General features: G+C 62.1%; 22 protein-coding genes. 6 read left to right on the forward strand and 16 right to left on the reverse strand.

Annotated elements, in window-relative coordinates:
- Positions 1-202 precede the first annotated feature (202 nt).
- Positions 203-679: an SgcJ/EcaC family oxidoreductase gene (locus tag OKW43_RS09485; RefSeq protein ID WP_429446792.1), complete on the forward strand. Its 477-nt coding sequence runs from the start codon at positions 203-205 to the stop codon at positions 677-679.
- Positions 680-693: 14 nt separating this feature from the next.
- On the forward strand, positions 694-2,412 hold the full coding sequence (locus OKW43_RS09490; RefSeq protein WP_429446794.1) for an alpha/beta-hydrolase family protein: 1,719 nt from the start codon (positions 694-696) through the stop codon (positions 2,410-2,412).
- Positions 2,413-3,527: 1,115 nt separating this feature from the next.
- On the opposite strand, the gene OKW43_RS09495 is transcribed toward OKW43_RS09490, so the two are convergent.
- Entirely contained in the window at positions 3,528-3,917 is a 390-nt protein-coding gene (locus OKW43_RS09495) for a hypothetical protein (protein WP_429446796.1), read from the reverse strand.
- On the reverse strand, positions 3,914-4,252 hold the full coding sequence (locus tag OKW43_RS09500) for a tlde1 domain-containing protein (protein ID WP_429446798.1): 339 nt from the start codon (positions 4,250-4,252) through the stop codon (positions 3,914-3,916). The genes OKW43_RS09495 and OKW43_RS09500 overlap by 4 nt, the downstream gene beginning before the upstream one ends.
- Before the next feature lie 340 nt (positions 4,253-4,592).
- On the opposite strand from OKW43_RS09500, the gene OKW43_RS09505 reads away from it, so the two are divergent.
- The 4 genes from OKW43_RS09505 (at position 4,593) to OKW43_RS09520 (ending at position 9,505) form a co-directional block, all read left to right on the forward strand.
- Entirely contained in the window at positions 4,593-5,333 is a 741-nt protein-coding gene (locus OKW43_RS09505) for an ATP-binding cassette domain-containing protein (RefSeq protein ID WP_429446800.1), read from the forward strand.
- A 56-nt stretch (positions 5,334-5,389) separates the two neighbouring features.
- Positions 5,390-6,385 carry an ABC transporter permease gene (locus OKW43_RS09510; RefSeq protein ID WP_429446802.1) on the forward strand — a complete coding sequence of 332 codons (996 nt, stop codon included), beginning with the start codon at positions 5,390-5,392 and terminating at the stop codon, positions 6,383-6,385.
- Between the two features lie 79 nt (positions 6,386-6,464).
- Entirely contained in the window at positions 6,465-7,457 is a 993-nt protein-coding gene (locus tag OKW43_RS09515) for a sugar-binding protein (protein ID WP_429446804.1), read from the forward strand.
- Between the two features lie 371 nt (positions 7,458-7,828).
- Complete coding sequence (locus OKW43_RS09520) at positions 7,829-9,505, forward strand: methyl-accepting chemotaxis protein (protein WP_429446806.1); 1,677 nt, start codon at positions 7,829-7,831, stop codon at positions 9,503-9,505.
- A gap of 44 nt (positions 9,506-9,549) precedes the next feature.
- Here the strand turns inward: OKW43_RS09520 and OKW43_RS09525 are convergent, their stop codons facing one another.
- The 14 genes from OKW43_RS09525 to OKW43_RS09590 all read right to left on the reverse strand — a co-directional run bounded on the left by OKW43_RS09525 (position 9,550) and on the right by OKW43_RS09590 (position 22,895).
- The gene (locus OKW43_RS09525; protein ID WP_429446808.1) at positions 9,550-10,158 is read right to left on the reverse strand and encodes a methyltransferase family protein; all 609 of its coding nucleotides are present in this window, start codon (positions 10,156-10,158) and stop codon (positions 9,550-9,552) included.
- A gap of 253 nt (positions 10,159-10,411) precedes the next feature.
- Entirely contained in the window at positions 10,412-11,380 is a 969-nt protein-coding gene (locus OKW43_RS09530; protein ID WP_187634040.1) for a type II secretion system F family protein, read from the reverse strand.
- Positions 11,381-11,419: 39 nt separating this feature from the next.
- The gene (locus OKW43_RS09535; RefSeq protein WP_429446810.1) at positions 11,420-12,403 is read right to left on the reverse strand and encodes a type II secretion system F family protein; all 984 of its coding nucleotides are present in this window, start codon (positions 12,401-12,403) and stop codon (positions 11,420-11,422) included.
- Positions 12,404-12,453: 50 nt separating this feature from the next.
- On the reverse strand, positions 12,454-13,821 hold the full coding sequence (locus OKW43_RS09540) for a CpaF family protein (protein WP_429446812.1): 1,368 nt from the start codon (positions 13,819-13,821) through the stop codon (positions 12,454-12,456).
- Positions 13,822-13,842: 21 nt separating this feature from the next.
- On the reverse strand, positions 13,843-15,054 hold the full coding sequence (locus OKW43_RS09545) for an AAA family ATPase (protein ID WP_187634043.1): 1,212 nt from the start codon (positions 15,052-15,054) through the stop codon (positions 13,843-13,845).
- Between the two features lie 23 nt (positions 15,055-15,077).
- Positions 15,078-15,539 carry a TadE/TadG family type IV pilus assembly protein gene (locus OKW43_RS09550; protein ID WP_187634044.1) on the reverse strand — a complete coding sequence of 154 codons (462 nt, stop codon included), beginning with the start codon at positions 15,537-15,539 and terminating at the stop codon, positions 15,078-15,080.
- The gene (locus tag OKW43_RS09555) at positions 15,536-16,063 is read right to left on the reverse strand and encodes a TadE/TadG family type IV pilus assembly protein (RefSeq protein WP_429446815.1); all 528 of its coding nucleotides are present in this window, start codon (positions 16,061-16,063) and stop codon (positions 15,536-15,538) included. Before OKW43_RS09555 ends, OKW43_RS09550 begins: the two co-directional genes overlap by 4 nt.
- An 8-nt stretch (positions 16,064-16,071) precedes the next feature.
- Positions 16,072-17,346, reverse strand: coding sequence for a pilus assembly protein TadG-related protein (locus tag OKW43_RS09560; RefSeq protein ID WP_429446817.1), 1,275 nt, complete (start codon positions 17,344-17,346; stop codon positions 16,072-16,074).
- A 21-nt stretch (positions 17,347-17,367) separates the two neighbouring features.
- The gene (locus OKW43_RS09565) at positions 17,368-17,703 is read right to left on the reverse strand and encodes a hypothetical protein (protein ID WP_429446819.1); all 336 of its coding nucleotides are present in this window, start codon (positions 17,701-17,703) and stop codon (positions 17,368-17,370) included.
- A 20-nt stretch (positions 17,704-17,723) separates the two neighbouring features.
- On the reverse strand, positions 17,724-19,622 hold the full coding sequence (locus OKW43_RS09570; RefSeq protein WP_429446821.1) for a type II and III secretion system protein family protein: 1,899 nt from the start codon (positions 19,620-19,622) through the stop codon (positions 17,724-17,726).
- A gap of 113 nt (positions 19,623-19,735) precedes the next feature.
- Complete coding sequence (cpaB, locus tag OKW43_RS09575; RefSeq protein WP_429446823.1) at positions 19,736-20,575, reverse strand: Flp pilus assembly protein CpaB; 840 nt, start codon at positions 20,573-20,575, stop codon at positions 19,736-19,738.
- Positions 20,565-22,001, reverse strand: a complete 1,437-nt coding sequence (locus OKW43_RS09580) for an ATP-binding protein (protein WP_429446825.1) — start codon at positions 21,999-22,001, stop codon at positions 20,565-20,567. Before OKW43_RS09580 ends, cpaB begins: the two co-directional genes overlap by 11 nt.
- An 84-nt stretch (positions 22,002-22,085) precedes the next feature.
- A complete protein-coding gene (locus tag OKW43_RS09585; RefSeq protein WP_429446827.1) occupies positions 22,086-22,625 on the reverse strand; it encodes an A24 family peptidase in 540 nt (179 codons plus the stop codon).
- Positions 22,626-22,715: 90 nt separating this feature from the next.
- The gene (locus OKW43_RS09590) at positions 22,716-22,895 is read right to left on the reverse strand and encodes a Flp family type IVb pilin (protein WP_187634051.1); all 180 of its coding nucleotides are present in this window, start codon (positions 22,893-22,895) and stop codon (positions 22,716-22,718) included.
- Positions 22,896-23,787 lie beyond the last annotated feature (892 nt).

Below are 23,787 nucleotides of genomic sequence, written 5' to 3' on the forward strand. Positions count from 1 at the left end.
TGGAGAATCAACAGCAAGAAGCAGACCTTCAGACGCCGGTCGATTGCAACCAGTGCGCGAGGATCGAATCGCGCGTTAGCGTTGAAGGCGTGAGTTCGCCGGGCACGGACCTCGCGTCGAGGTCGGGACAATGCGCTTGCCAGGCAGCGTGTTTCCGGATATTCACTGATGTGTTTGCAACGCTTAGGCAAGGGCTGCTGAAATGAAACCTACCACTGCCGGGCATCAATCGAACCGGCCCGCTTTGAGTGCGGACAAATCCAACCTGCGGGAAGCAACCGACGCGGTCGCGCGCTTCGTCGAGGAACTCCAGGCCGGCTGGGACCACCATGACGCTGACCTGTCGAACCGCCACTTCGCCGCGGACATCGTATGGGGTAGCCCGTTCGGTGCGTCTGTTGATGGCTACGCGGAGCTGCATCCCATCCATGCCCGTTTGAAGCGATCCGCAAGGGGCGGCAATGCTTCCCGCTTTGAAATCGTCAGTGTCCGCGCGCCGGCTCCCGGCGTGGCCGTCGCACAGGTCCGGCGCGTAGCGCTCGGCTCGGACGGACAAACGATAGAACCGTCCCACGACCTTACGGCGTCGTTCTCCGAGATGGCACTTTACGTACTGATACGCCGGGGCGGCGTCTGGTGGGTCGTGGCAGGGCAGAACACACCCATTCGACCTGCCTGATAGCGCGAGCACGCATGCGGAATTCCCACAAGCCTGTAGCCGCCGGGCTCCCAGCCGCACTCGGGACGCCGACAATCAGCGGCTCGTTGCTCGCGCTGGTGTTCTGGTGGCAGTCGCTGACGCCAACGCTGATTCCAAGGTCGTGGGGAACGCAAACCGTGATCGGTGCGATCTGTGCGGCCACCGGCTATGGGATCGGCGCATTGGCCGGCTGTGGGGTGCATCGGCTGCTGGAGCGGTCCGGGCGTTTGCCCGGCAGCGAGACGCGCCGGCGTAGCTGGATCGTTCTGGCGGCCGCCTGGCTCATTGCGCTATTCATCGGCTCGAAGCTATGGCTTGGCTGGCAGAACGAGCAACGCGGTCTCATGGGGATGGCGTCCATCGACTGGTTGGACGGCGCGCTGATGAGCGTGTTGTCGCCGTTCGCCGCCGTGCTGCTCGTGGTCGTCGGGCGGGTCATGGCGCGCGGGGTCGCCGCGGTGAAGCGGGTCATTCAGGGCCGCGTGGCGTCGATCGTGTCGGTGCCGGCAACAGCACTGCTCGTCATCGTGATTGGCATCGCGCTCGGCCGGGGAGTCGCGCTTCCCGCCCTCGCCGCGGCCGCCAACTTCGTCCACGGGCGGGCGAACGAGGACACGACTGAGGGAATCGCGGCGCCGGAGTCGTCAGCGGTGTCCGGCAGCAGCGGATCGTTCGTCGCATGGGACAGCTTGGGACGCATGGGGCGCGACTTCGCGGCAACAGCCACAAGCAGCAAGCAGCTCGCGATGTTCCACGGAACGGATGCGAGGCTCGTTGATCCGGTGAGGGTTTACGTAGGGGTGCGTTCCGCGGACTCCATCGAGCAGCGCGCGCAGCTCGCGGTCCGCGAACTGGAGCGCGCGGGCGGATTCGACCGGAAACTGCTGGTCGTGTGGGTGCCCACCGGCACGGGCTGGATAGTCCCCAAAGCCGCGACGTCCGTCGAGCAACTGCACCGTGGCGACACGGCGATCGTGGCGATCCAATACTCTTTCCTGCCCAGCCGGCTCGCCATCTTCATGGACGCTGGACTCGCTAACGAGGCGGGTATCACCCTCTTCAACGCCGTTCGCGCCCGGTGGTCAAAGCTGCCGCCGCAACGGCGGCCAAAGCTTGTCCTGTTCGGCAAGAGCCTCGGCGCCGCGGGGGTGGAGGCGCCTTTCGTAGGGACCGACGCATCTGCGTCAGTGGCCAACATGGTGGCCCGCACGGATGGCGTGCTGATCGCCGGCGCCAAACAAAGCAACCCTATTCATGCGCAACTCACTCGCGAGCGCGATCGCGGCTCGCCGTTCTGGCAGCCGATCTTCAATGGGGGGCGCGTCGTACGGTTCTTGAACCGCGATCCCAATCAAATGAAATTGGACGCCAACTGGCCGGCCCCGCGAATCGTGTACCTTCAGCATCCGGCCGATCCGGCCGTGTTCTGGAATGCCAGGGCGTTCTGGTGGCCGCCAGAATGGATGGCTCGGCCCCGCGGCTTCGACGTGCCCGACGCCATGCATTGGTTTCCCATCGTCTCCGGCGTGCAGGCGGTGGCCGATCTGATTTTCCAGCTCGGCGTGCCGCCGGGTTTTGGTCACAACTACTCGTCGTTGGACTACGTCAGGGGGTGGGCCAGCGTGATGCCTGCCGACGGTTGGACGGACGCCGACACCAATCGACTGGCCCGCTTCATCGACCAGACCGCTGGCGACGAATCAGAACCGTGAGCGAACCGAACGCGACCAGAGCAGCACAAGACACGCAGCACGCGTCATCGCAAACGTCGAAGCGATGGCTGTCGCCACGTGACTATCGAGCCTTGCCCAGCGGGCGACGAAAGCGCTTGAACGTATGACCCATTGAGCATTCCGACCAGGCTGACCGGTCGGAAAGCACTGGATGCAAAAAAAGGCCCACGGAGGAAGTGGGCCTGGGGATACATCAGTTCTCAGGGGCAGTTCGTACATGGGGCCGTCGTGAGCGCGTGGCCTGCAGCCCGCGCGACGCGGGTCCGTGTCTGAACTGGCACGGCTCACTCGATCTGCCTGTACCGAGTGTCCCCGCGGACGAGCTGCAACTGTTTCGAAACGATAAGAAACTGTTCGTCACTAATCGTACACTCAGGTTCGCCTATCTTGTACACAGCAACCACCTTGATCTTATTTCCGTTTCGCTCCTCAAAGGTAATCTGATAGACCCCGCGCCACATTGGTTCGCCATCCTCATATTTGCCAATCTTCTCGGACGCGAGTCGCGCCGCCCTGGTTTTCGTGGCGTCGAAATCCAACGAGAGGATGTCAGTTTTTCTTAGCGCCATCTGGGCCACTAGGCCGGAAACTCGTCGCCGCATGGCGGATATGGTCCGGGTTCCGCCAAACATAGCGCGGGAAGGGATAGCAGCAGGACTGCAAAAGCGTGTTTCATGGATTCAAGGGACCTCACTCTATCTGCTTGAACATTCTGTCGTTCTCGATTCTTGACAGCAAATGCTTCGAAACGACAAAGACCTCTACGGCACTCATCGAGCATTCAAATTCTCCAGCGTCGTTCACAGCAATCACCTTGACCTTGTCTCCGTTTTTTTCGTGGAAGGTAATGTGATAGACCTCACGCCACAACTGTTCGCCATCCTAATCTTTTCCAATTTTCTCGGACGCCAGTTGCACAGCCTGGGTTTTCGTATAGTCGATACTGCCAAGCATGCCTGCGCTTTTTAGGCTGTTTTCGGCGATGTTGGTCGGCCACCTGTCGCATGGCGGGTTAGGTCTGCTTTGCGCCAGGCATAGCGCGGGAAGGGATAGCAGCGGGACTGCAAGAGCGTGTTTCATGAATTCAAAGGACCTCACTCTATCTGCTTGAACACTCTGTCGGTGTCGCGTGATGGCAAATGACCCGAAACAATAAAGACGTCAACCCCACCTATCGAGCATTCAAATTCGCCTGCTCCTTCGTTCACAGCAATCACCTTGACCTTGTTTCCGTTTTTTTCGTGGAAGGTGATGTGATAGACCTCACGCCACATTTGTTCGCCATCCTCATATTTTCCTATTTTTTCGGACGCCAGTTGCACGGCTTCGGTTTTCGTATAGTCGATCCTTCCAAGGATGCCAGCGCTTTTTAGTCTTCCTTCTGCGATGTTGGTCGGCCACCTGTCGCATGGCGGGTTCGGTCTGCCTTGCGCCAGGCATAACGCGGGAAGGGATAGCAGCAGGACTGCAAGAGCGTGTTTCATGGATGTTCCACCCTAAGCATTCTGTCGCCACTGTTCAAGATTTGCTCCCGGAATGGCAAGCGCAGAACGATACACACATTTGACGCGTTGCCGGGTTCTCTCATGCTGTCGCCGTGGATCATGAAGCCGTCGCGCCCGCCCAGGCCCGTTCCCGCAACGGGGTTGAGCCGCATCGAATACCGTCCAGTTTTGGGGTGCGGAAACGGTGCCGTAATTTCATACCGGCGAACGGGGATCGGTCCTTTGTCGCGAATGTACTGGCTACTGTGTCTGTCCTTGTGCTCGCCCTTACCGGAATATCCGGTATCTGTGATGTATTCGTCGTCGTGGTACAACTTGTGACTTTCATGCCTGTAAATCCACACCATTGTTTTTTCTCATTTGTTGTACGAACAAACGATTACACCAAATCATCTGGCTGCATGCAATTTTCAGGATAAGCGCCGGTACCGCAGACGACGAATCGGAGCCGTGATCGAGCCGAAGGCGAACAGAGCAGCACAAGACGCGCGGAATGGCGTCATCGCAAAGTTCGAAGCGATGGCTGTCGCCACGTGACTATCGAACCTTGCTAAAAGCCCCGACGTGCACTAAAAAACAGCTACTTACTTCGCATGTCCGATGGCGGCCCGGCCAATGCAATGGGCGTCTTCACCCCAACGAGCGCGACAGTCCATGAGTCTCCTTGAACTCAGAGGCGTTTCTCGACATTTCGGCGCGATTCAAGCCCTGACCGACGTGACGCTCAGTCTGGAGCCGGGCCAGGTGGTCGGGCTCATGGGCGATAACGGTGCCGGGAAATCGACCCTGGTGAAAGTCGTCGCTGGCAACTTTCCGCCTTCGCACGGCGAGATGCTGATAGATGGAAAGCCCGTGCATTTCAATAAGCCGGTCGATGCCCGCGCGCGCGGCATCGAGGTCGTCTATCAGGATCTCGCACTTTGCGACAACCTGACGGCAGCCGCCAATGTCTTCCTCGGCCGCGAACCGCGGATCGGGTTCGGGCCGATCCGCGTGCTCGATCACGCGACCATGTATCGGCGCGCCGGTGAACTGTTCAAGGCCCTCAAGTCCGAAACGCGCCCGCGCGACCTCGTCCGGCAAATGTCCGGGGGACAGCGGCAGGCCGTGGCCATCGCTCGCACGCGCCTGTCGGAAGCGCGGCTCGTCCTGATGGACGAGCCGACCGCCTCGATCAGTGTGCGCCAGGTCGCCGAGGTGCTCGATCTGATCAAACGCCTGTCCGAACACGGTATTGCGGTCATCCTGATCAGCCACCGCATGCCTGACGTATTCGCCGTCGCTCACCGCGTGGTTGTCATGCGGCGCGGGCGCAAGGTCGCCGACAAGAACACCGAACAGTCCTCCCCGGAAGAAGTGACCGGTCTCATCACGGGAGCCATCGCCGCCGCGTGAACTTGCCTCGCACGGGAGACCCACCATTGAACGACGCGCCGCGAAGGCCCCCTCCAATGCCGCCATTGCTCGATGATCCTCAGTCCGCGAGGACGCATACCCGCTGGTCGGGGCTGCTCGCGAGCCAGGTGTTCTGGGTCGTGCTGGCAACGATCATCGCCTGCGTCGCGCTGTCTTTTGCGACCTCGACCTTCGCGACCTCCGAGAATCTGTTCAACGTCACGCGAAACTTCGCCTTCGTCGCCATCGTCGCGCTCGGCATGATGGCGGTGATCGTCACGGGCGGCATCGACATTTCGGTCGGCTCGACGATCGGCATCAGCGGCATCGTGCTTTCGGTCGTCATGAACGCGGGCTACCCGATCTGGGCCGGTATCGGCATGGGGCTCCTGACCGCCGGGCTCGTCGGCCTCGTCAACGGCGTGCTGATCGCGTATCTCGGCATGCAGCCTTTCGTCGTGACGCTCGCCATGCTCAGCGTCGGCCGCAGCCTCGCGCTCGTGATTTCCCGCAGCCGGACCATTTTCGAGTTCGGCCCCGACGGGAGCAAGCTCCTTGCTCTCGGCGGCGGCGCGACGCTCGGCGTCGCCAATCCAGTCTGGTTCCTGATCCTGCTCGGGCTGCTGTTCTGGTTCGCGTTCGGCTGGACCCGCTGGGGCCGCTACGTCTTCGCGATCGGCGGCAACCGCCATGCGGCGAATCTGACCGGCGTGCCTGTGCGCCGCATCGTCTGCTCCGTCTATGTGCTCTGCGGGCTCATGGCGGGGGTCGCGGCGATCCTCGAAGTCGGCTGGCTAGGCGCGGTGACGACAGGCCTCGGCACCGGCGACGAGCTGCGCGTGATCGCTGCCACCGTGGTCGGCGGGACCAATCTGGCCGGCGGGGTCGGCAGCGCCTTCGGAACGATCGTCGGCGCGGCGCTCATCGAAGTGATCCGCAACAGCCTGATCCTGCTCGGCGTCGACGCGTTCTGGCAGGGGACCGTCGTCGGCAGCTTCATCATCGTCGCGGTGCTTTTCAACCGGCTCGGCGGCGAGCGGCAAGGAGATTGAAACGTCTTCGGATGCGCCGGCCGCTTCGCGGCAGGGCAGATATGGGCGCCGGGAAGCCGGTGCCGAACAGGAGGGAACGATGAAGAAACTGTGGATGTGGATTGCCGTGGCCGGGGGCCTCGCGATGCTGGCGTCTCCGGGCTTCGCGGCCGACAAGACCCTCGCGCTGGTGGTGAAGGGTCTCGACAACCCGTACTTCGATCTCATGCATCAAGGATGCGAACGGGCCAACAAGGAACTCAGCAAGCAAGGCTATAACTGCTACTACACCGGCCCCGCGACCGCCGCGGATGAGAGCGCGCAAGTACAGATCATCGACGACCTGCTGACCAAGGGCGTCGCGAGCATGGCGATCTCGCCCGCGAACGCGCCGGCCGTGGCGGAGGTATTGCGCCGCCGCGGCGGATCGGTCCCGGTCATCACCGCGGATGCCGATTTGCTGCCCAAGGATGCCTCGCTGCGCAAGAGCTATGTCGGCACCGACAACTACGAACTGGGCGCCAAGCTCGGCGAGCAGTTGAAGATGCTGATGCCGAAGGGCGGCAATGTCTGCCTCGTGATGGGCAATCCGGCGGCGGAGAACATCAACCAGCGAGCCCAGGGCGCGCGCGACGTGCTGTCCGGCAAGAAAGGCATCGCGAAGCTTGCCGGCGAGAACGGCTGGCATGAGATCAGTGGCTGTCCGCTCTACGTGAACGACGACGCCGCCAAGGCGAACCAGATGATGCAGGACACGCTGACCGCCAACCCTACCGGTCTCGACGCCTTTCTGTTCGCGGGTGGTTGGCCACTCTTTGCGCCGCAGGCTTTTTCGCAGGTTGTCGCGCCGATCATGGACAAGATCAAGAACGGCAAGTTCGTGATCGTCTCGGCGGATACGCTCGGGCCCGAACTGCAAGCGCTCAAGGACCGCAAGGTGAATGTGCTCGTCGGCCAGCGGCCCGAGGAAATGGGCTACCGTGCCGCGATGGTCATGCGTGACCTCGCGCAAGGGAAGTCGGTGCCGCCGGTCATTCACACCGGACTCGACGTCTGCACGTGGAAGAACGCCGACACCTGCCTGAAGCATTAAAGCCCTGGGCGACCCACGTTATGACGATGACGTGGGAACCGCATTTTAAAAATCCCTTTCGCGAATATCACGGTTTCTTTACAAAACCTGTGCAATTCGCGTGATCTTCCATATTCGCCGATTTTATTTTGTCTAATAAATACGCGGTTTAACAATAATTAATCCCGATAGAACAATTCAATGTTTCGCCAACGTTTGCGCATTGGACGCAGGGGTTAACCAAGGCTGCAGTTCGTCAGCTTCGCCGCCGTAAACGCTTATGCAGGGTGCATCAGTTTGCAGGGGGCGCGGGCGCATACCGTTGTGTGACTCGGACATCACGCGCGATTGCCCGCATTTGCGTGTCTCGCCGTTGAAAATGGAAGCGAAAGATGATTCTGAATAAACTGTCTGTGAAGGCAAAGCTCACGGTGGCTTTCGGGGCATTGGCCTTTATCGTGCTGATCGTCTCGGGACTATCGCTGTGGGAGCTGAACGACGCGAACGACCGTTTTTCCGGCTATATCAGTGGTATCGACGCGCGAGCCAAAGCGGCTGAAGCTGTTCGCAATGCTGTTGATGATCGCGCCATGGCGGTGCGCAATCTGGTGCTGGTTACCACTGCTGCCGACGTTGAGCTTGAAAAGGCTGCTGTCGAGGAAAGCGAACGCAAGGTCGAGACCCGACTGGAAAAGTTTAACGCGATGGTGGCTGGCGCTTCCGACATGAGCGACAAGGCACGGAGTCTCGCGGCCGAACTTCCGCGAATCGAAGCGCTTTACCGTCCCGTGGCGCTGGAAATTGACAAGCTGGCCGTCAACAATCAACGCGACGCAGCGATTGCGGAGATCGACACCCGATGCAGGCCATTGCTTTCGGCCTTCATCAAGGCGTCCAACGAATATCAGGGCTTTACCCGTGAACGTGCGGCACGGATGGTCCAACAATCAACGGATCAATTTGCGAGCCAACGGAACCTGCTGATTGCGATCTGTGTGGCCGCGGTCGCGATGGCGGTCGTGGCTGGCGTCGTCATCACGCGGGACCTGCTGCGCGCGCTGGGCGCCGAGCCGGCGGCACTGGGCGAAGTGACTCAGCGCGTGGCCGGCGGCGATTTGAGTCCGGTGCCGGGGGCGAAGAATGCGCGGGCCGGAAGTGTGCTTGCCTCGATGGGCGAGATGCAGGCCAGCCTCGTTCGCCTGATCGGTCAGGTCCGTACTTCCGCCGACAGCATCGCCACCGGTTCAAGCCAGATCGCGTCGGGCAATGTGGATCTTTCGTCGCGCACGGAACAGCAGGCCGCATCGCTGCAGGAAACCGCCGCAAGCATGGAAGAGCTGACCGCTACCGTGAAGCAGAACGCCGAGAACGCACAGCAGGCGAGCTCGCTGTCGGCCAACGCATCCGAAGTAGCGGGGCGAGGCAATCAGGTCGTTGGCAAAGTGGTCGACACGATGGGCGAGATCAGCACGAGTTCCAGCAGGATTGCGGATATCACCGGGATCATCGAAGGGATCGCGTTCCAGACCAACATCCTCGCACTGAATGCGGCGGTGGAGGCTGCCCGTGCAGGTGAGCAGGGGCGCGGGTTCGCGGTGGTCGCGAGTGAAGTGCGCAGCCTCGCCCAGCGGTCGTCCAGTGCCGCGAAGGAGATCAAGGATCTGATCAACGCGTCCGTACAGAAGATCCGGGATGGGTCGTCGCTTGCCAATGAGGCGGGAAAGACGATGGCCGAGGTCACACAGGCCGTGACACGGGTGACCGACATCATGGGGGAAATCGCGGCCGCGTCGACCGAGCAGAGTCGCGGGATCGAGCAGGTCGATCAGGCGATCACGCAGATGGACGAAGTGACGCAGCAGAATGCCGCGCTGGTGGAGGAAGCGGCGGCCGCGTCGAAATCGCTCGAGGATCAGGGCCGGCAACTGAACCAGGCGGTTTCGTTCTTCCGTCTGGATTCCCAGCCCGCCGCCCATGCAACGGGCGGATCTGCTGCCCCGGCAAACGTCCTGGTATCCCGGGTGCGGACCGCGCCGCCAGCACGCCGGAATATGCTGCTCGACCGGTGAACACACCGACGCGATCTTCTCCCTGGCCAGCACCTTTTTGAAAATCAAAAAAGCCCGAAGACCAGGCGATATCGGACACGGCTCTTGTATTTGCGGTAGGTGTCGTCTTTCGCTAACAAGCGTTCTTCCTGCATGATGCGTCCGATTTGCAGCGTCCACAGTATGAAGATGACGAGGACGTTCCAACCGCCAAAGTTTGCAAGCAGAAAGCCTGCATCGGTGACGATATAGCCAAGGTACATCGGATGGCGGACGACGCGGTAGGGACCGAAGACGATCACCCCGCGATTGGCCGGCAACAGGCCAAATGAACGCCGAAGGGAGCACTTTGCGTAGACCTGGATGACGACGCCCAATAGCTGTATCGCCACGGCATGAAATTCCGGTACCAGCCGGATACCTGGCTCGGTCCGGATCGCCAGATAATAGAAGGTGCCGAAAAGGGTGATCGCCAGGCTGACCGGATTCCAGTCGCGCTCGCGCGGCACGCGCGAGACGATCGCTAAACCCACGGTCAGCACGCCCGACAACGCGAAGAATATCAGCGTGATACGAGACGGATCCATCAGATACTGGCGGGCCGTCGAGACCACGAATAGGGAAAGCACCACAGCGGTAAGGGTTCGCACGACGATTTCTGTCGCGAGTTGCATGCGCGTCAATCGAGTTCGTTCCGCTGGGCGTGAAGGCGCTTGTGCACCGGCTGTGAAGCTGCTGGAATCGGCCGGCCGAGTTGCCAGAGCTGAGCTATCCAATTTCATTAGTGAGTCCCCCGAATAATGACTGTGCAATGGGTACGCCGCGTTCGCCGCGCGTCCTGCTGTCGTTGGTTTCAAGGCCTGAAGGCCGAATCTCTTGTAGCGCCGCCATGAGTTCCAGGCGAATGCCACCGGACGATGCCGGATCTCAGCTGCCCGAGCCGGACAGCGCCGGCAACAACGCACGATAGATCTGGATACATGCGGGACCGATCAGCACCGTAAGTAGCGCAGGAAAAATGCAGAAAATCAGCGGGAACATCAGCTTCAGCGCGATCTTCGCGGCGCGTTCCTCGGCGAGCATCTTGCGACGCGTGCGCAGCGTGTCGGACATGACCCGCAGCGACGCGCCGATGCTGGTGCCGAAGCGTTCCGCCTGAATCAGCATCGATGCGAACATATTGATGTCCTCGACACCGGTGCGCAGTGCGAGGTTGCGAAGCGCTTTTTCTTTTGAGAAGCCGGAGCGCATTTCAAGCAACATCAATTGCAGTTCGCTTGCCACCGCCGGGCTGCCGATCCCGATCTCGTCGGCGACGCGCATCAGCGCGGCGTCAATGCTCAGGCCCGCTTCGACGCACACCGTCAGCAAGTCGAGCGCATCCGGAAAGCCCTCGAAGATCGCGCGCTGACGCAGTGCCCGGCAGTGCGTTAGCACGACATTCGGCGTGTAATAGCCGATTGCTCCAAGCAGTGTCAGGAGCATCCACAGCACCGGCTGGTTGTCCACGAGCGTTGAGCCCAACAGCCACAGTGTCCCGAGCCCGAGTAGCGGCAGCAGCAGCGCGAGAATCGTCTTCGCCGTGAAATAGAGCGAAGCGGATGTCGGCGTGCGCCAGCCGGCGTTCATCAGACGCAGCCGTAACGGGGAGTCTTCCCAGCCCTCTTTCGGGATGGAGAGCCGCGAAATCGGACGTGAGATGTCCGCAATTTTTTCGGCCCACGCGACGCCAGTCGGCGAGGACGGTTCCACCGGCACGGACACGCCGCCCGCCTGCTCGATGCGGCGTTGCATGTCGCGCGGCGCCAGCCAGAAGATGAGGCCGGCGACTGCGCCGGATACCGCCACAAACAGGCTGCCTAACAGCAGCACGTGGGTGGAATTGAGGGTTTCCATCAGAGTTCTCCAGGTCTTTTTATGCGCGGTGGCCTGCCGTCACACACGGATGTTCACGATGCGCCGCATCCACATCACGCCGAATACCATCGAGGCAAGGATCACCTGGGTGACCTTCAATCCGGCCGGGTCCTGCCACAGCATCGCAAGAAACTTGGGGTTCATCGCCTGCATTACGCCGCCGGCGACGAACGGCAACAGCCCGAGAATCCACGCGGACAGACGCCCCTCCGCAGACAGCACGCGCACCTTGTCTGCCAGGTGCAGGCGCGCGCGAACCAGCGACGCAATGCTGTCCAGTATCTCGGCCAGGTTGCCGCCGGTTTCCCGCTGAATCAGCACCGCGATCACGAAATAGCGCAGATCGGGCACAGGGACGCGTGTGGCAAGATTCATCAGGGCTTCATTCAGCGCGACGCCGTAGTTGATCTCATCGAACACGATGCGAAATTCGCTGGCCATCGGCTCTGCAAACTCGCTGCCTAGCATGCCGATCGAGGTCGGGAAAGAATGCCCCGCGCGCAATGCCCGACTGATCATGTCGGCGGCGTCGGGCAACTGCTTCTCGAGCACGCGCAGGCGCTCGCGGCGCTTGTGCAGGACCCGCAGCGTCGGGAAAGCGAACGCGGCGAGGCCGGCCAGCATGATCATCGGCATCGGCACTGGGATCGGCGCGAAACTCGCAGCCCCCGCCACGATCGCGACGGCGAGCACGCTGTGCCCGGCGAGGCGTCCCACAGTGAGGCTCAACCCGGACTGCAGAATGATCCGGTCGAGCATCTGCACGCGCGGCACGTGCATCATCAGTGCGTCGAGTTGCTTTGACTCGCTGAGCATGTGCTGCTTCAGGATCGTCAGACGCTCTCCCTGCACTTGCGCGCCCGCCGACAGTGCCTGAATGCGCTGCTTGAGGCGGCGCGCGGCAGGACCGTGGCGGCCGTTCCACCATTGGTACAGGCCAGCGGTACCCAATACCACGGCGACGAACAGCAACACGACGAAGGCGTAGAAGATCGGATTCATGGATGTCTCCCAAAACAGAAGGTCAGCGCCGCCACCGTCCGGCGCGCCCGTTACGCGGTCTCGAAGTGTCGCGCTGGATCGTAAATCTGGTCGCGTAGCGTGATGCCGAACGCCTGCAACCGGTCCGCAAACCTGGGCCGCACGCCGGTCGCGCAAAAGTAGCCGCGTACCGCACCGCTCTGATCGACACCGGTTCGCTTGAACGTGAAGATCTCCTGCATGTTGACGGTATCGCCTTCCATGCCCGTCAGTTCCTGGATGCTGATGATTTTTCGGCGCCCGTCGGCCAGCCGGGCCGTCTGGACGACTACCGAGATCGCCGACGATATCTGCTGGCGCAGGTTCTTCGGCGGCACTGCGAGTCCGGCGAGGCTGATCATGTTTTCGAGGCGGGTCAGCGCGTCGCGCGGCGTGTTCGCGTGAATCGTCGCGAGCGATCCTTCGTGGCCGGTGTTCATCGCATTGAGCATGTCGAGTGCTTCCGCGCCGCGCACTTCCCCGAGGATGATGCGATCGGGGCGCATCCGCAGCGCGTTGCGAACGAGCGTGCGTTGGGTGATCTCGCCTCGTCCTTCGACGTTCGGCGGCCGCGTTTCCAGGCGCAGGACATGTCGCTGACGCAACTGAAGCTCGGCCGCATCCTCGATCGTCACGATGCGCTCGTCCTCCGGGATGAAGCCCGACAGGATGTTCAGCAGCGTGGTCTTGCCGCTGCCGGTCCCGCCCGATACGAGGGTGTTTATTTTTGCGCGCGACAGAGCGTCGAGCAGCTCGGCCATCGGCGGCGAAAGGCTTTGCGATGCGACCAGATCCGATACCTGCAGCGGGCTGACGGCGAAGCGCCGGATCGACACCAGTGGCCCGTCGATGGCCGATGGCGGGATGATCGCGTTGACCCGCGAGCCGTCGGGCAGGCGCGCATCGACCATCGGGCTCGACTCGTCGATGCGGCGTCCGACTCGCGAGACGATCTTCTCGATGACCTTCATCAGGTGCGCGTCGTCGTAGAAGGTCACGTCGGTCAGTTCGAGCCGGCCACGGCGTTCGACGTAGGTCGTGTGGTGTGTGTTGACGAGTATGTCGGAGACGGTGGGGTCGCGCAGCAGCGCCTCGAGCGGGCCGAAGCCGAACATTTCGTCATGGATGTCGATCGCGAGCTGCTTGCGCTCCAGATCGTTGACCGGCGTCTTCTCCTCCTCGAGGATGCGCGTGATCAGCGCGTTGACCTCCTGACGGACCTGTTCGGCGGGCAAGCGCGACAGCCGTTCCAGTTCCACGCGATCGAGCACGATCCCGTGGACCCGTTGCTTCAGTTTCTGATATGCGACGCGCGCCAGACCGGGCGATGCCCCATCGCCGGAATGGCGCGCTTGCAGCGCATGGATCATGCTGGACGATAGTTGTTCGCGTAATGACATGAAGCTCTCCTCGTCGAAGCGTTACGAGATCTTGGGCTGCCGCGGTGCGACGGAGCGCCTGAACAAATTCCCAAAAAGCGGTTCATTGCGCTTGTCGGCGGGCGCGACGCCCGAGGACTCGGTGGCGATGTTTTGCGCGAGCGTTTGCAGGCTCCGTGCGAGCGGGCTTTTGGGAGCCATCTTCAACACCGGCTCTCCCTGATTGACCGCCTCATATGCCACCTGTGGATCATCGGGAATCATGTGCGATGGCCGCTTGCCCAGCACCTGTTCGAGTGCACTCCTGGCGCGCTCGTCGCCGCGGCGGTGCCGGTTGAGCAGCACCCGGAGCCGGTCAGGCGGGTAAGCAAGCGACACGAGGATTTCCTGCAGGCGCAGCGCGGCCCGCACGTACGGCATGCTTGCCTGAAGCACCATATGCACCTGGGCGCTGCGGTCGAGCGCGACGATCGATAACGCATTGATGCTCTGGCCCAGATCGAACAGCACGACGTCGTAGCGTGGCGCTGCGACGCCGAGAATCCACTCGAGTTTTTCCTCGCGAATCTCGTGCGCCTTGAGCGGATCACCCGCGCCCGCGAGGACGTGAAAGCCGGGGCTCACGTGCGTGAGGGATTGATCGAGAAACGCGGCATCCATCCGGTCGATCTGCGCGCACATCTGTGGCAGCGTCGATGGCGGCGACTGGTCGCTGACAAGGAACGCCGCATCGCCGAACGACTGGTTCAGGTCGACCAGTAGCACCCGCTTGTCGTGCAATGCGGAGATCGCATAGCCGGCGTTTGCTGCGATGAAGCTGGTACCTGCGCCGCCTTTGCAAGAAATGAACGACGCGATATGCGTTTGGTGCCGTTGGTGTGCGGCATGCTGCGCATTCGCGCGCTTGAGCGCGTCGTCGAGGGCGCGCGGCTCCAGCGGCCAGTTGAGGACGTCGCGAATGCCTGCCCGCATCGCCGCGATCAGTGCGTCCGGCGACGCTTCGGACAACAACAGTATGCAGATCAGGCGCGCATAGCGGTGAACCAGTGTGTCCACGGCCGCCAGTTCGGCCCGTTCGAGCGACGGCGCGTCGATGATCAGCACATCGAAAGCGTCGAGGCTGTCGCCGCGCTCCAGCAACGTCGACGGCGCACCGTGCGTTCGTGTGGTGGTGTAGCTGCCGAAGTCCGAGACAAGGCGAACGATCTCGGACATCCGGGCAGCGTGTTCCGAACTGATGAGGATATTGAGCATGATGTGGTCACCAGGTGGACGCTTTAGTTGCACGTGGTGCCGCCGCTCGAGCTGGTCAGGCTCTCGCGCGGCAAGGTAGTGGTGAATGGCGGCATCGTCAGACTCTGCGGCACGAACGGAATGATGGTTTGCACAGTGACGCCAGTAATGCTGACCGTGACCGTGTTGCATGAGTTACGTGCCGTGGAGACGTCCGCGTCGCACCCGGCCGGCAAATAAGACACGTCCACGTTCGCGTTATTCAGCAACGGCAGCAGTGCTTGCATTCGCGTTTTGATCACGGCCGCGTTGGCATCGCATACCACGGCAGTGCGTGCTCCCAGCCGGACTGCCTCGCTCGCGGTGTTCCAGTCGAAGAGCACGCGGGAGAACTCGCAGATACCGATGAGCAGCATGCACAACATGCCTGAGACCAGTGCGAATTCGACTGCGGTTGCGCCGCGCTGGCCGCGCAGCGAAGTACCTCGCAATGTCGGTGTTTTCATGACACTTGCCTCATCACCGTCAGGATGTCGTTGAACGTCGTCGCGGTAGGGTTGAAAACCGGCAGGAGCGGCGCATAGGGAAAGCCCGTGATTTTCACTTCGACGAGGTTGATCGTGCCGACAGGCGTACCGGAGTTCACGCCGTTGTTCGAGTCGTACGTCGCGACGTTTGCGAACTGAGATGGATCCGACGGGCCTGTGCAAGGAGAAGCGCTGTCGCAGACCGCCACGAGACTCGTCGTCAGACCCGGCACCAGGGACGACCCGGTGCAGCCCGTGTTGCCGTAAACCGCGAGACACAGCGCTTCGCTCTTATACGTTGGATAAGAGGTGTCGGACGGCAAGTATTCCGACAGGTAGCGGGCGGCGTTGCGCGTCGACTTCGTGAGTGCCTCATATTGGTAAATGGCGCGTCCGAATTCGGACACACCGGCGACGAGCAGCACGAGCGGGATCAGCACGAGCGCGAATTCGACGGCAGCGACGCCGCGCATGCGTTTCGGAGAAACAGGATGCCTTTTCATGAATGCTCCTATTGCACCAGCACCGGCACTTGCGGGCCGACCGCATTGACGTCGCCGGGCACGCCCTGGGTTGCGCAGGGGCTGCCGGGGTCAGTCGACCGGCCCCGGTATTCGAGGTGCACCGGGCCTGCACCGCCACCTTTTTCCATCGGGTCGAGCATCAGCACGCAGACCCAATCGAGGACGCTTGCCTGTTTCGCAGTGAGATACTGTGTGCAGTTCACCTCGGGAGCGAGCGCGAGCCTGCGGTCAGCCCCACTGTAGTAATTGCTCTGCGTGGCGGTGCCGCCGGTGTTGAGCCCGGACATCGGTGGTGACGGATTGCCGTCACCCTGGTACGACGCGAATGTCGCTCGTCTGGCGACGAAATCCGGATAGGCGTTGTTTTGCGGTGTGAAAGTGGTCGACGTATAAGCGTAACCAGTGAAATCAGGCACACCATCAGATGGACCCTTGTACTTGCCGCCATAGATCCCGAAGCGCGTGTTCCATGCGAATGTATCGCCGACCTTGTTGCCCGGTGAGCCGAGCAGCGCACCGGCGGCCGGCAGCGTGCATTGGTTGCCCGTTAATTGTGAGGCGATCGAGCTGGCCGATTTATCTGAGTTGAGGCTGGCCCAGCCGAAGCTGCCAGCGCCATAGGTGGGCGGCGAGCCCGCTTTCGAAGTGATCCAGTCACCGATGTTGTAAGCCGCCCCCGCTACCGGCGGTGATGTTGCGGTACCCGGCTTGCAGATGAAGACAGGAAGCGCACAAGTCGTTTGCGCCGCGCCGACGGTGGCGACCGCGCGCGCGGAAACGTCCTGCGCCAAGGCCACGTTCACGCCGGGCAGTACATTGAGCACCTGGATGAACCAACTGGCGATGCCAGTGCTTGCCGCCGTGCACTGCACATACTTGATGTTGGCCGATGTCGCCGCGTTAATCGCAGATCTGGGCTGGAAGGCGTTGCTGAGCGAAGTGCTGAACGTCACGTTGGTGTCGGTCAGGCTCTGCACCGCGCTTCCCTGAAAATACGCATAGTTCAGATGCGCCGCCGTGATGCCGTCAGCCTCCGGAATTCTCAAGTCGATTGCCCCGGTCAAGTCCCGCGCAGCTGACAGCGCGCACGCGTCCGCACTATTCTGCAACTCGCTCTTGGTGACATACAGCTTGCCGAGGTCGAGCGCCAGGCCGACGAAGCCGATCAGCACCACCAGCGACAGCGCGACGATGATCGACACCACGCCGCGCTCGCGATGACCCGCACCGCGGCTCCCCCCACGTTGTATTTGGCGATCCATGATGCCCTCGGCTCGAAGTGTCTACTGGCCGCTTGACGGGGCGGTGAGCATGCCCCCGCCACTGTTTCCGTTGCTGCCCACGCCAATCACGAACGCGTTGCTGTTCTGCGGGGCTTGCTGGATCGACTTGTTGTAGTTCGACATCGCCGCAACTGCGGCCTTGCCGTCGAGCCCGTCGACGGACGGATTATGGGTCGCCGCGTCGGGATCGATGATCTGCGCCTGCGTTACGGTCCGCACGGCCTGGCCGAAGTGGCTGTCCCAGACGGGCGTCGACGACAGGCAACCGCTCAGTGCCGCACAGGCCGGTGCGATCAGTGCTGCCCGGCGCAAGAAGAGAATGTGGCGGGTGGTCATGATGTTCTCCTGGGGAGACTTCAGTTCTGTGCGGAAGCGGACGACGCTCCCGGCTTGTTGTTCTGCTGCCGTTCGTGCGCCGCAATCTGCGCGGCGGCCGCCTCGATGCGTACGGCACGCGCGGCAGGGTCGTCTGCCAGCGAGGCCGGCGCACTGGCCCGCGGTTCCTGCAGCGGTGCCGTCACTGTCGGCTGGATCGGCACTGGCTGGGCGATGACTTGCGGGTCGGAAAGGGCAGCTGATTTCCTCGGCGCCGGTGCAGGTTCGCGCGATGGCGCAAGCGCCGGAGCCGGTGCCGCGGCCGGAGCCTGCGGAGCGGGTGCAGGCGCAGCGGGCGTTTGCGTAGGTGGGACAGGCGCTGCATTGTGCGATGGGCTGCGACCTTCCATGTTCCCCGTCGCATAGACGTCCGCTTCGTTGGGTGTGGTGAAGCTGTCGGTCGGAAGCGGAATATTCGAGGCGGTTTGCAACGGCCTGACGAGGTGCGGCGTAATGATGAAGACGAGCTCGGTCCGGTCCTGCTGGAACGACGTGCTTCTGAACAACGCCCCGAGCACGGGCACTTCGCCGACGCCGGGTATCGCCTTCAGTGCGCCGGTGGCGTTGTTCTTGATCAGGCCGCCGATCGCGAAGCTCTCGCCGTCGTTCATCTGGACCGTGGTCGAGGCTCGGCGAGTCGTGATCAGCGGCAGAATCGCGACGCCGCTGACATTGGTCGCGCTGACTGTGACGCCGGTAGGGGACAACTCGGAGACCTCAGGCGCGACCCGCAGATTGATGCGCCCGCCTGCGAGCACAGTCGGTGTGAATTTCAGGCCGACGCCGAATTCTTCTTCCTGCAGGGTGATTGTCGACCCGCCGGTACCGTTGTTGCTCTGCGGCACCGGAATGAAGACCTTGCCGCCAGCGAGAAACGTCGCTTCCTGGCCACTCAGCGTGACAAGATTCGGTTCGGCGAGGATCTTCACCAGGTTGTCGCCGTTTTGCGCATCGAGCGCGATGTTGAACGGCCGGTTGTTCGCCTTGTTGACGGCGACGAGGCTTGAAACCCCGGCGAGCAGGCTACTCACCAGGGCGCCGCTCCACGAGCCGAAGCCACCCTGGATGTTCAGGGCTGAGCCCATCTGGTTGAGCAAGGTCTTCGAGACTTCGGCGACCTTGACCTCCAGCATCACCTGTTGTGGCGAGTCGACGCTCATCATGTTCAACACGCCAGGGGGTTTGCCGTTGCCGTTGACAGCGGCGTTGCCGTTGCCGTTGGCTTGCGCTGCGCTGCGCGCGTAAGCCCTGGCGATCTCCATTGCCTGTTCCGCCGCCTGTGCACTGGAAACCCGACCGGCCAGGACCAGGTTGTCGGCGGCAGTGCCGACACGGATGTTCGGCTCTGCCGGCAACAGTTCGGACAATGATGTCCGCAGGCCGCCTGAATCGGCACTCACGACAACATTGATCACTTCGCACGCACCGCTCTTGCCTTGCACGATCATGTTCGTGGTGCCGACAGTGAGTCCGACCAGATAGAGCGTTTGCGGCGACACCATGGTCGCCTGTGCGACCTGTGGATTACCGAGCGTGCGATTGCGCACCGCTTCGGCGGTGTGAATCAGCGTCGACTTGCCGACCGGCACCACCGTGGTGTTTTCTTCCGATTGCGTGCGGGTACACGCCGGGCCGCGCGCGGAGGCGCTCTGCATCCCGCCGGATTGCTGGGCCGGATTGGAATTCATGGTGATGGTCATTTGCATCGGGCCACGGCCCTGCGGCAGCGGCATGGTGCCGAGTTTGCCGAGCGTGCCGTTCTCGACGGCTTCCTGTGCGAGCACGCCTTGAGTGCCCAACAGCGACGCGCATACAGACGTGGTCAGCAGGACGGTACGCAGTGCGCCGCTCCTCGTCGCATTTGACTGATTCGTTTTCATTTTGTGATTCCCCCGTAGCTTGATGCGAGTGAGCCGACTTGTGTACTGGACGCCGTCGCGGTGAATGACCTACGGCGCGGCCGTCTCTCGCATCACATGGTCGCGTTGCGTGGCTAAAAGCATTCCTGGCTGCCTTGCGTACCTGACAGCACGCCGATGCAGTCGCGTCTGGCCGTGGAACGGGCGATGTATTTCACGCGGGTCGGGGCTGCCGGGGCCGCGGGCGCCGGAGGCGGAACGGCGGCAGGCTTGCCCAGCAGCGTCACCTTGGTTGCACCGCCAGTCGGCAGCGCGCGATTGTCGATCTGGTTGCGCAGCACTAGCGACAGGCTACCGACGCTGCGCGCCAGGTCGAGCTTCTCAGCCTGCTCGGGCGTAACTTCGAGCGTCACTGCATTGACGACCTTTGGCTGCGTGTCGTCGCGGTTCACCTGCTGGGCGACCGCGAGCACCAGGATCTTTTCGAGGACGATCTTCGAGATGCTTTGTTGTTGGTCGCCGCTCCTGGCCTCAGGCTCCTGTGTGTTGACGATCACGTCGACATAGTTGCCCGGCAGCGCGAAGCCCGCGACTCCGACCACGTCGTTCACGCGCACTGTGATCGCCCGCTTGCCGTCTCCGATCACCGCCGACAGCCCGCCCTTCGTGCCCTGCGGTGCGAGCTTCGACTCGATGACTGGCTCGCCGGGTTCGAGGCTCGTGCGTACCACACGGCCTTCCAGCGCCTTCGCGTCCTTGAATGTGCCCGGCGGGATGCTTCCGGTTGGCCAGTTCACCATGCGAACCAGGGTCGGGGTCAGCGGCTGGCCGAGGCTCACTTCGGCGGCGGCCACGGCCACCGGCGTGACAGCCGAAGAGGACGTTTGCAACAGCCATCGTGACGCGAATCCCACGGAGGCGATGCCGGCCAGCAGGGCGATCCCCAACATCGTAAAAACCCGGCTATTTCTCATGGCGATGCTCCTTCGATTGCTCTAGTGGCGGTTGGGAAAATCCAGGCCGCGATGGTTGGCATACCTGATCGGGATGCCGTGTAATAACGGAACCGCTGCCGAAGTAGCTGCGCCATGCGCGCGCCAGTCCATGCTGGGTGACAATGCGGGCGTCACTGTGATAGAGCGCGAACGACCGAAGCACGGCAAGCAGGTCATTGGGATAGCAGGCGAGAAACGGTGTCCCGGTCGGCAAGTGAAGCTCGTGCAGCAGGTAATCGAACGCACCCGCATCGGCTTCGAGTTGCAGCGACGCGCATTTTGCGTCGAACACGCGGCGATAGTCGTCGACGCAAAGCGCTCCTACGTGGAGCTTGGAGCCGAGCCTGCGCATGAATGCGTCGTCATTGAACTCGGCGGGCGTCAGGTTGCTCGAGAACACCGGCCACACGTCGAATGGCGCGAGAAAACGGGCGCCGGACCGCAGCGTGAACTGATCTACGCCACGATCGAGCGGCATCAGCCAGCGGTTCAGGAGGTCGGCCGGCGCGACGCGCTGACGGCCCAGGTCGTCGATGACGTACAGACCCATCGTGGCCTTCATATGCGGCGGCGCCTGGTAGGTGCCGCCGTTCGGGTTGTATTGAAGGTCGAGCATCTCGAGTGTCAGCTCGCCGCCGGACGTCACCACCGGGCGCTTGCAGGCGCGCCAGCGCCGGTCCGTCAAGTCGGGGGAGGGCTCGCCATGCGCGTCGTGATGGACGAGCGGGTCATGCAACAGAATGATCTCCCCGCCGACATGAATGGCGTAAGGGACCGGCACTGCGCCAGTCAATAGCCTGCCCAGACATTCGGCGAGGAAGGTCTTGCCACTGCCGGCCGGACCGTAGAGCATCAGCGGGCGGCCTGCGTTCAGTGCGGCCGCCGCTGAGTCGAGCAAGGACGCATCGACGACGATGCCGGCGAATGCAGCACGCACGTCAGGCTGCGTGATGCGGATCCGTCGCACCGAATACGCGCGAACCACTTCCATGTAGCTGTCGAGCGAGACCGGCGCGGGACCGCAATAGGCGCAGCGGGCCGCTTCGGCCGCGGCGAGCGTGCGCCCGGCATCAGTCAGGCGCAGATGAACGTCGAAGTCGGTCGCACCGCGCGACGCGATCTCGACCAGGTGTTCGCGCACCAGGAAGCCAATCGTCTCGTCGAGTACTGTGGCCGTCAGGCAGTGCCGCCTGATCAGATCGCCGACCGACGATTTGCCGTTGAGCAAGGTCGACTTGAGCACCAACTGCGAGACCAGCATCGGGGGCAGCCCAGTGTCCGCCACGCAGCGCGGTGCGCGCAGCGCGACGGCAGGCTGTTGTGCGTGGGGAGCGCCCTCTGTGTGGGCTTCATGCAGATGCCTGATGCTCGCGGCGCAGCCCGCCTCTGTATTGTGCTCGTACATGCGTTGCTCCCCGGCGAGTGGCACCGCCTACGGCGTCGCCACTCGGAATGTGATCGGTGTAGTCGGATCGTCGTCCGGTTATTCTCAGATTTCCAGCTGTGCCGCCGTACCCACCAGCACGGCGATGGTTCCCGCCGCTATCGCGACGCCGTACGGCATCGTTCCCATCGACTCGGCCGGAGCGGGATTGACACTGCGCGACGTTGGATGGATGAGGACGAACATCGTGGCGCTGAACAGTTTGCTCACCTGGCCACGTCGCGCCGCCAGCGCCAGCGCCCACACGCCACCGATCACGCATGTCGCCAGCGCGACGTAAAACACCAGTGGCGGACCGATCCACGCGCCGACCATTGCGAGCAGCTTGACGTCGCCCGCGGCCATCCCGCGCAGCAAATAGAGCGGCAGAAAGAGGCCAAGTCCGACGAGTGCACCGGTGAGCCACGCGACGGCGCCTGCCGGGAATCCGTGCAGCCAGCACTGCGTGAAGAGTGCGCCGACCAGACCAACCGCGACCAGGATGTTCGGAATGCGCCGGCACTGGAGATCAGTGCTTGCAGCAGCAACCACCAGCGCGATCACGCACGGCGCGATCGGTGGCGGCGCATAGATGGTAATGAGCATGACAAGGACTCGTCAGTGTGCGCAGCGCGTGGTGGAAGCGGTGGTGCGACGGACGAATCGACAGGCTCGCTTCGTCCGTCGGCACCTCTTTCAGGCGGCGGGGAGGGCGTTGCTGATCTTGGTGAACGCCGCTTCGACCTGTGTGCCGAGGGTGGTCACAGTCACAACGATTACCGCTGCAATCAGGGCAACCATCATTCCGTATTCGACGGCCGTAGCGCCTTCTTCGTCACGGATGAATTGCTTGGTGATGTTGACGATCGATTTCATGATTGAATCTCCGTTTGGCCTACTAACGTAAAAAACATCGGATAACTACGGTTGATACAACGTACTACGGGTACTGCAAGAAATATGACCCGTCCGGCGCATTGAAAGACAGGCGCACACGAGCCTGAAGCGGCTCGGCGGACAAGTGTCAGGGCTGGCTTTGGAGAGTCCGGCGACTACGTGCCGGGTCCGTCAGCGACGTATCGCGTCTGGCTGCGATATGGGGCGCCGGAAAGGGGATTCGATGTGCGTGGCACATCGCGATTCTGGTCGAACAAACTTTGAGGGCAACATGCTTGTGTTCCTCGTCTTTTCTTTTCCAGCCGACTTGCTTTTCTCGCCGTTCGCCGTGCGCCTGAGCGCCGGTTACGTGTCAAGGAAAGCCCCCGTAAGCATTGGCGTTGTCTGGGCGCGACTGAAACTACCGTTGCTGCTTCGCGCTCGCCGCCATGCTGTCGACTTGCATGCGTAGTGTTCGCAAGATGTGGACCAAGCGGGTCAAATGTGACGAAACACCGGGTTTTGGCCGATTGGGCCGCTGTTGGACGGAGAAATTTGCCAGCGGGATGGAGAAATCGGTCGAGAATGTTGCATCTCTGGAACGTCAGGTTTCGTCTCGTCTCACAGATTCGCAGAAGAGCGAAGAGTGAGATGAGGCATGGGTATTACCTCCTCGGGAAACGCTTCAACCGTGGTAATTGCCTTGAAGGGTGTTCATGCGCTAGCACCGCGGGTAGATGAAGCATGTCTTCGCATCCGCGGAAAAATCAGGGATTACCCAAATGGAATCATGCGAGTATTCGGCTGACTGTCGGCTTTTTTTCGGAAATCGACATGTCGGGAAAACGTTGCAGCGCTGTTACATCGGGTTGTTAGTCGCGTCGTCCGCGGA

The sequence above is a fragment of the Paraburkholderia sp. WC7.3g genome, from assembly GCF_050436345.1.
Lineage (GTDB): Bacteria > Pseudomonadota > Gammaproteobacteria > Burkholderiales > Burkholderiaceae > Paraburkholderia > Paraburkholderia podalyriae.

Bases quoted from the DNA above. Each gene is read 5' to 3' on its own strand.
- OKW43_RS09485 (WP_429446792.1), top strand. From the start codon at position 203: ATGAAACCTACCACTGCCGGGCATCAATCGAACCGGCCCGCTTTGAGT.
- OKW43_RS09490 (WP_429446794.1), top strand. From the start codon at position 694: ATGCGGAATTCCCACAAGCCTGTAGCCGCCGGGCTCCCAGCCGCACTC.
- OKW43_RS09495 (WP_429446796.1), bottom strand. From the start codon at position 3,917: ATGAAACACGCTCTTGCAGTCCTGCTGCTATCCCTTCCCGCGTTATGC.
- OKW43_RS09505 (WP_429446800.1), top strand. From the start codon at position 4,593: ATGAGTCTCCTTGAACTCAGAGGCGTTTCTCGACATTTCGGCGCGATT.
- OKW43_RS09510 (WP_429446802.1), top strand. From the start codon at position 5,390: ATGCCGCCATTGCTCGATGATCCTCAGTCCGCGAGGACGCATACCCGC.
- OKW43_RS09515 (WP_429446804.1), top strand. From the start codon at position 6,465: ATGAAGAAACTGTGGATGTGGATTGCCGTGGCCGGGGGCCTCGCGATG.
- OKW43_RS09520 (WP_429446806.1), top strand. From the start codon at position 7,829: ATGATTCTGAATAAACTGTCTGTGAAGGCAAAGCTCACGGTGGCTTTC.
- OKW43_RS09525 (WP_429446808.1), bottom strand. From the start codon at position 10,158: ATGCAACTCGCGACAGAAATCGTCGTGCGAACCCTTACCGCTGTGGTG.
- OKW43_RS09530 (WP_187634040.1), bottom strand. From the start codon at position 11,380: ATGGAAACCCTCAATTCCACCCACGTGCTGCTGTTAGGCAGCCTGTTT.
- OKW43_RS09535 (WP_429446810.1), bottom strand. From the start codon at position 12,403: ATGAATCCGATCTTCTACGCCTTCGTCGTGTTGCTGTTCGTCGCCGTG.
- OKW43_RS09540 (WP_429446812.1), bottom strand. From the start codon at position 13,821: ATGTCATTACGCGAACAACTATCGTCCAGCATGATCCATGCGCTGCAA.
- OKW43_RS09545 (WP_187634043.1), bottom strand. From the start codon at position 15,054: ATGCTCAATATCCTCATCAGTTCGGAACACGCTGCCCGGATGTCCGAG.
- OKW43_RS09550 (WP_187634044.1), bottom strand. From the start codon at position 15,539: ATGAAAACACCGACATTGCGAGGTACTTCGCTGCGCGGCCAGCGCGGC.
- OKW43_RS09555 (WP_429446815.1), bottom strand. From the start codon at position 16,063: ATGAAAAGGCATCCTGTTTCTCCGAAACGCATGCGCGGCGTCGCTGCC.
- OKW43_RS09560 (WP_429446817.1), bottom strand. From the start codon at position 17,346: ATGGATCGCCAAATACAACGTGGGGGGAGCCGCGGTGCGGGTCATCGC.
- OKW43_RS09565 (WP_429446819.1), bottom strand. From the start codon at position 17,703: ATGACCACCCGCCACATTCTCTTCTTGCGCCGGGCAGCACTGATCGCA.
- OKW43_RS09570 (WP_429446821.1), bottom strand. From the start codon at position 19,622: ATGAAAACGAATCAGTCAAATGCGACGAGGAGCGGCGCACTGCGTACC.
- cpaB (WP_429446823.1), bottom strand. From the start codon at position 20,575: ATGAGAAATAGCCGGGTTTTTACGATGTTGGGGATCGCCCTGCTGGCC.
- OKW43_RS09580 (WP_429446825.1), bottom strand. From the start codon at position 22,001: ATGTACGAGCACAATACAGAGGCGGGCTGCGCCGCGAGCATCAGGCAT.
- OKW43_RS09585 (WP_429446827.1), bottom strand. From the start codon at position 22,625: ATGCTCATTACCATCTATGCGCCGCCACCGATCGCGCCGTGCGTGATC.
- OKW43_RS09590 (WP_187634051.1), bottom strand. From the start codon at position 22,895: ATGAAATCGATCGTCAACATCACCAAGCAATTCATCCGTGACGAAGAA.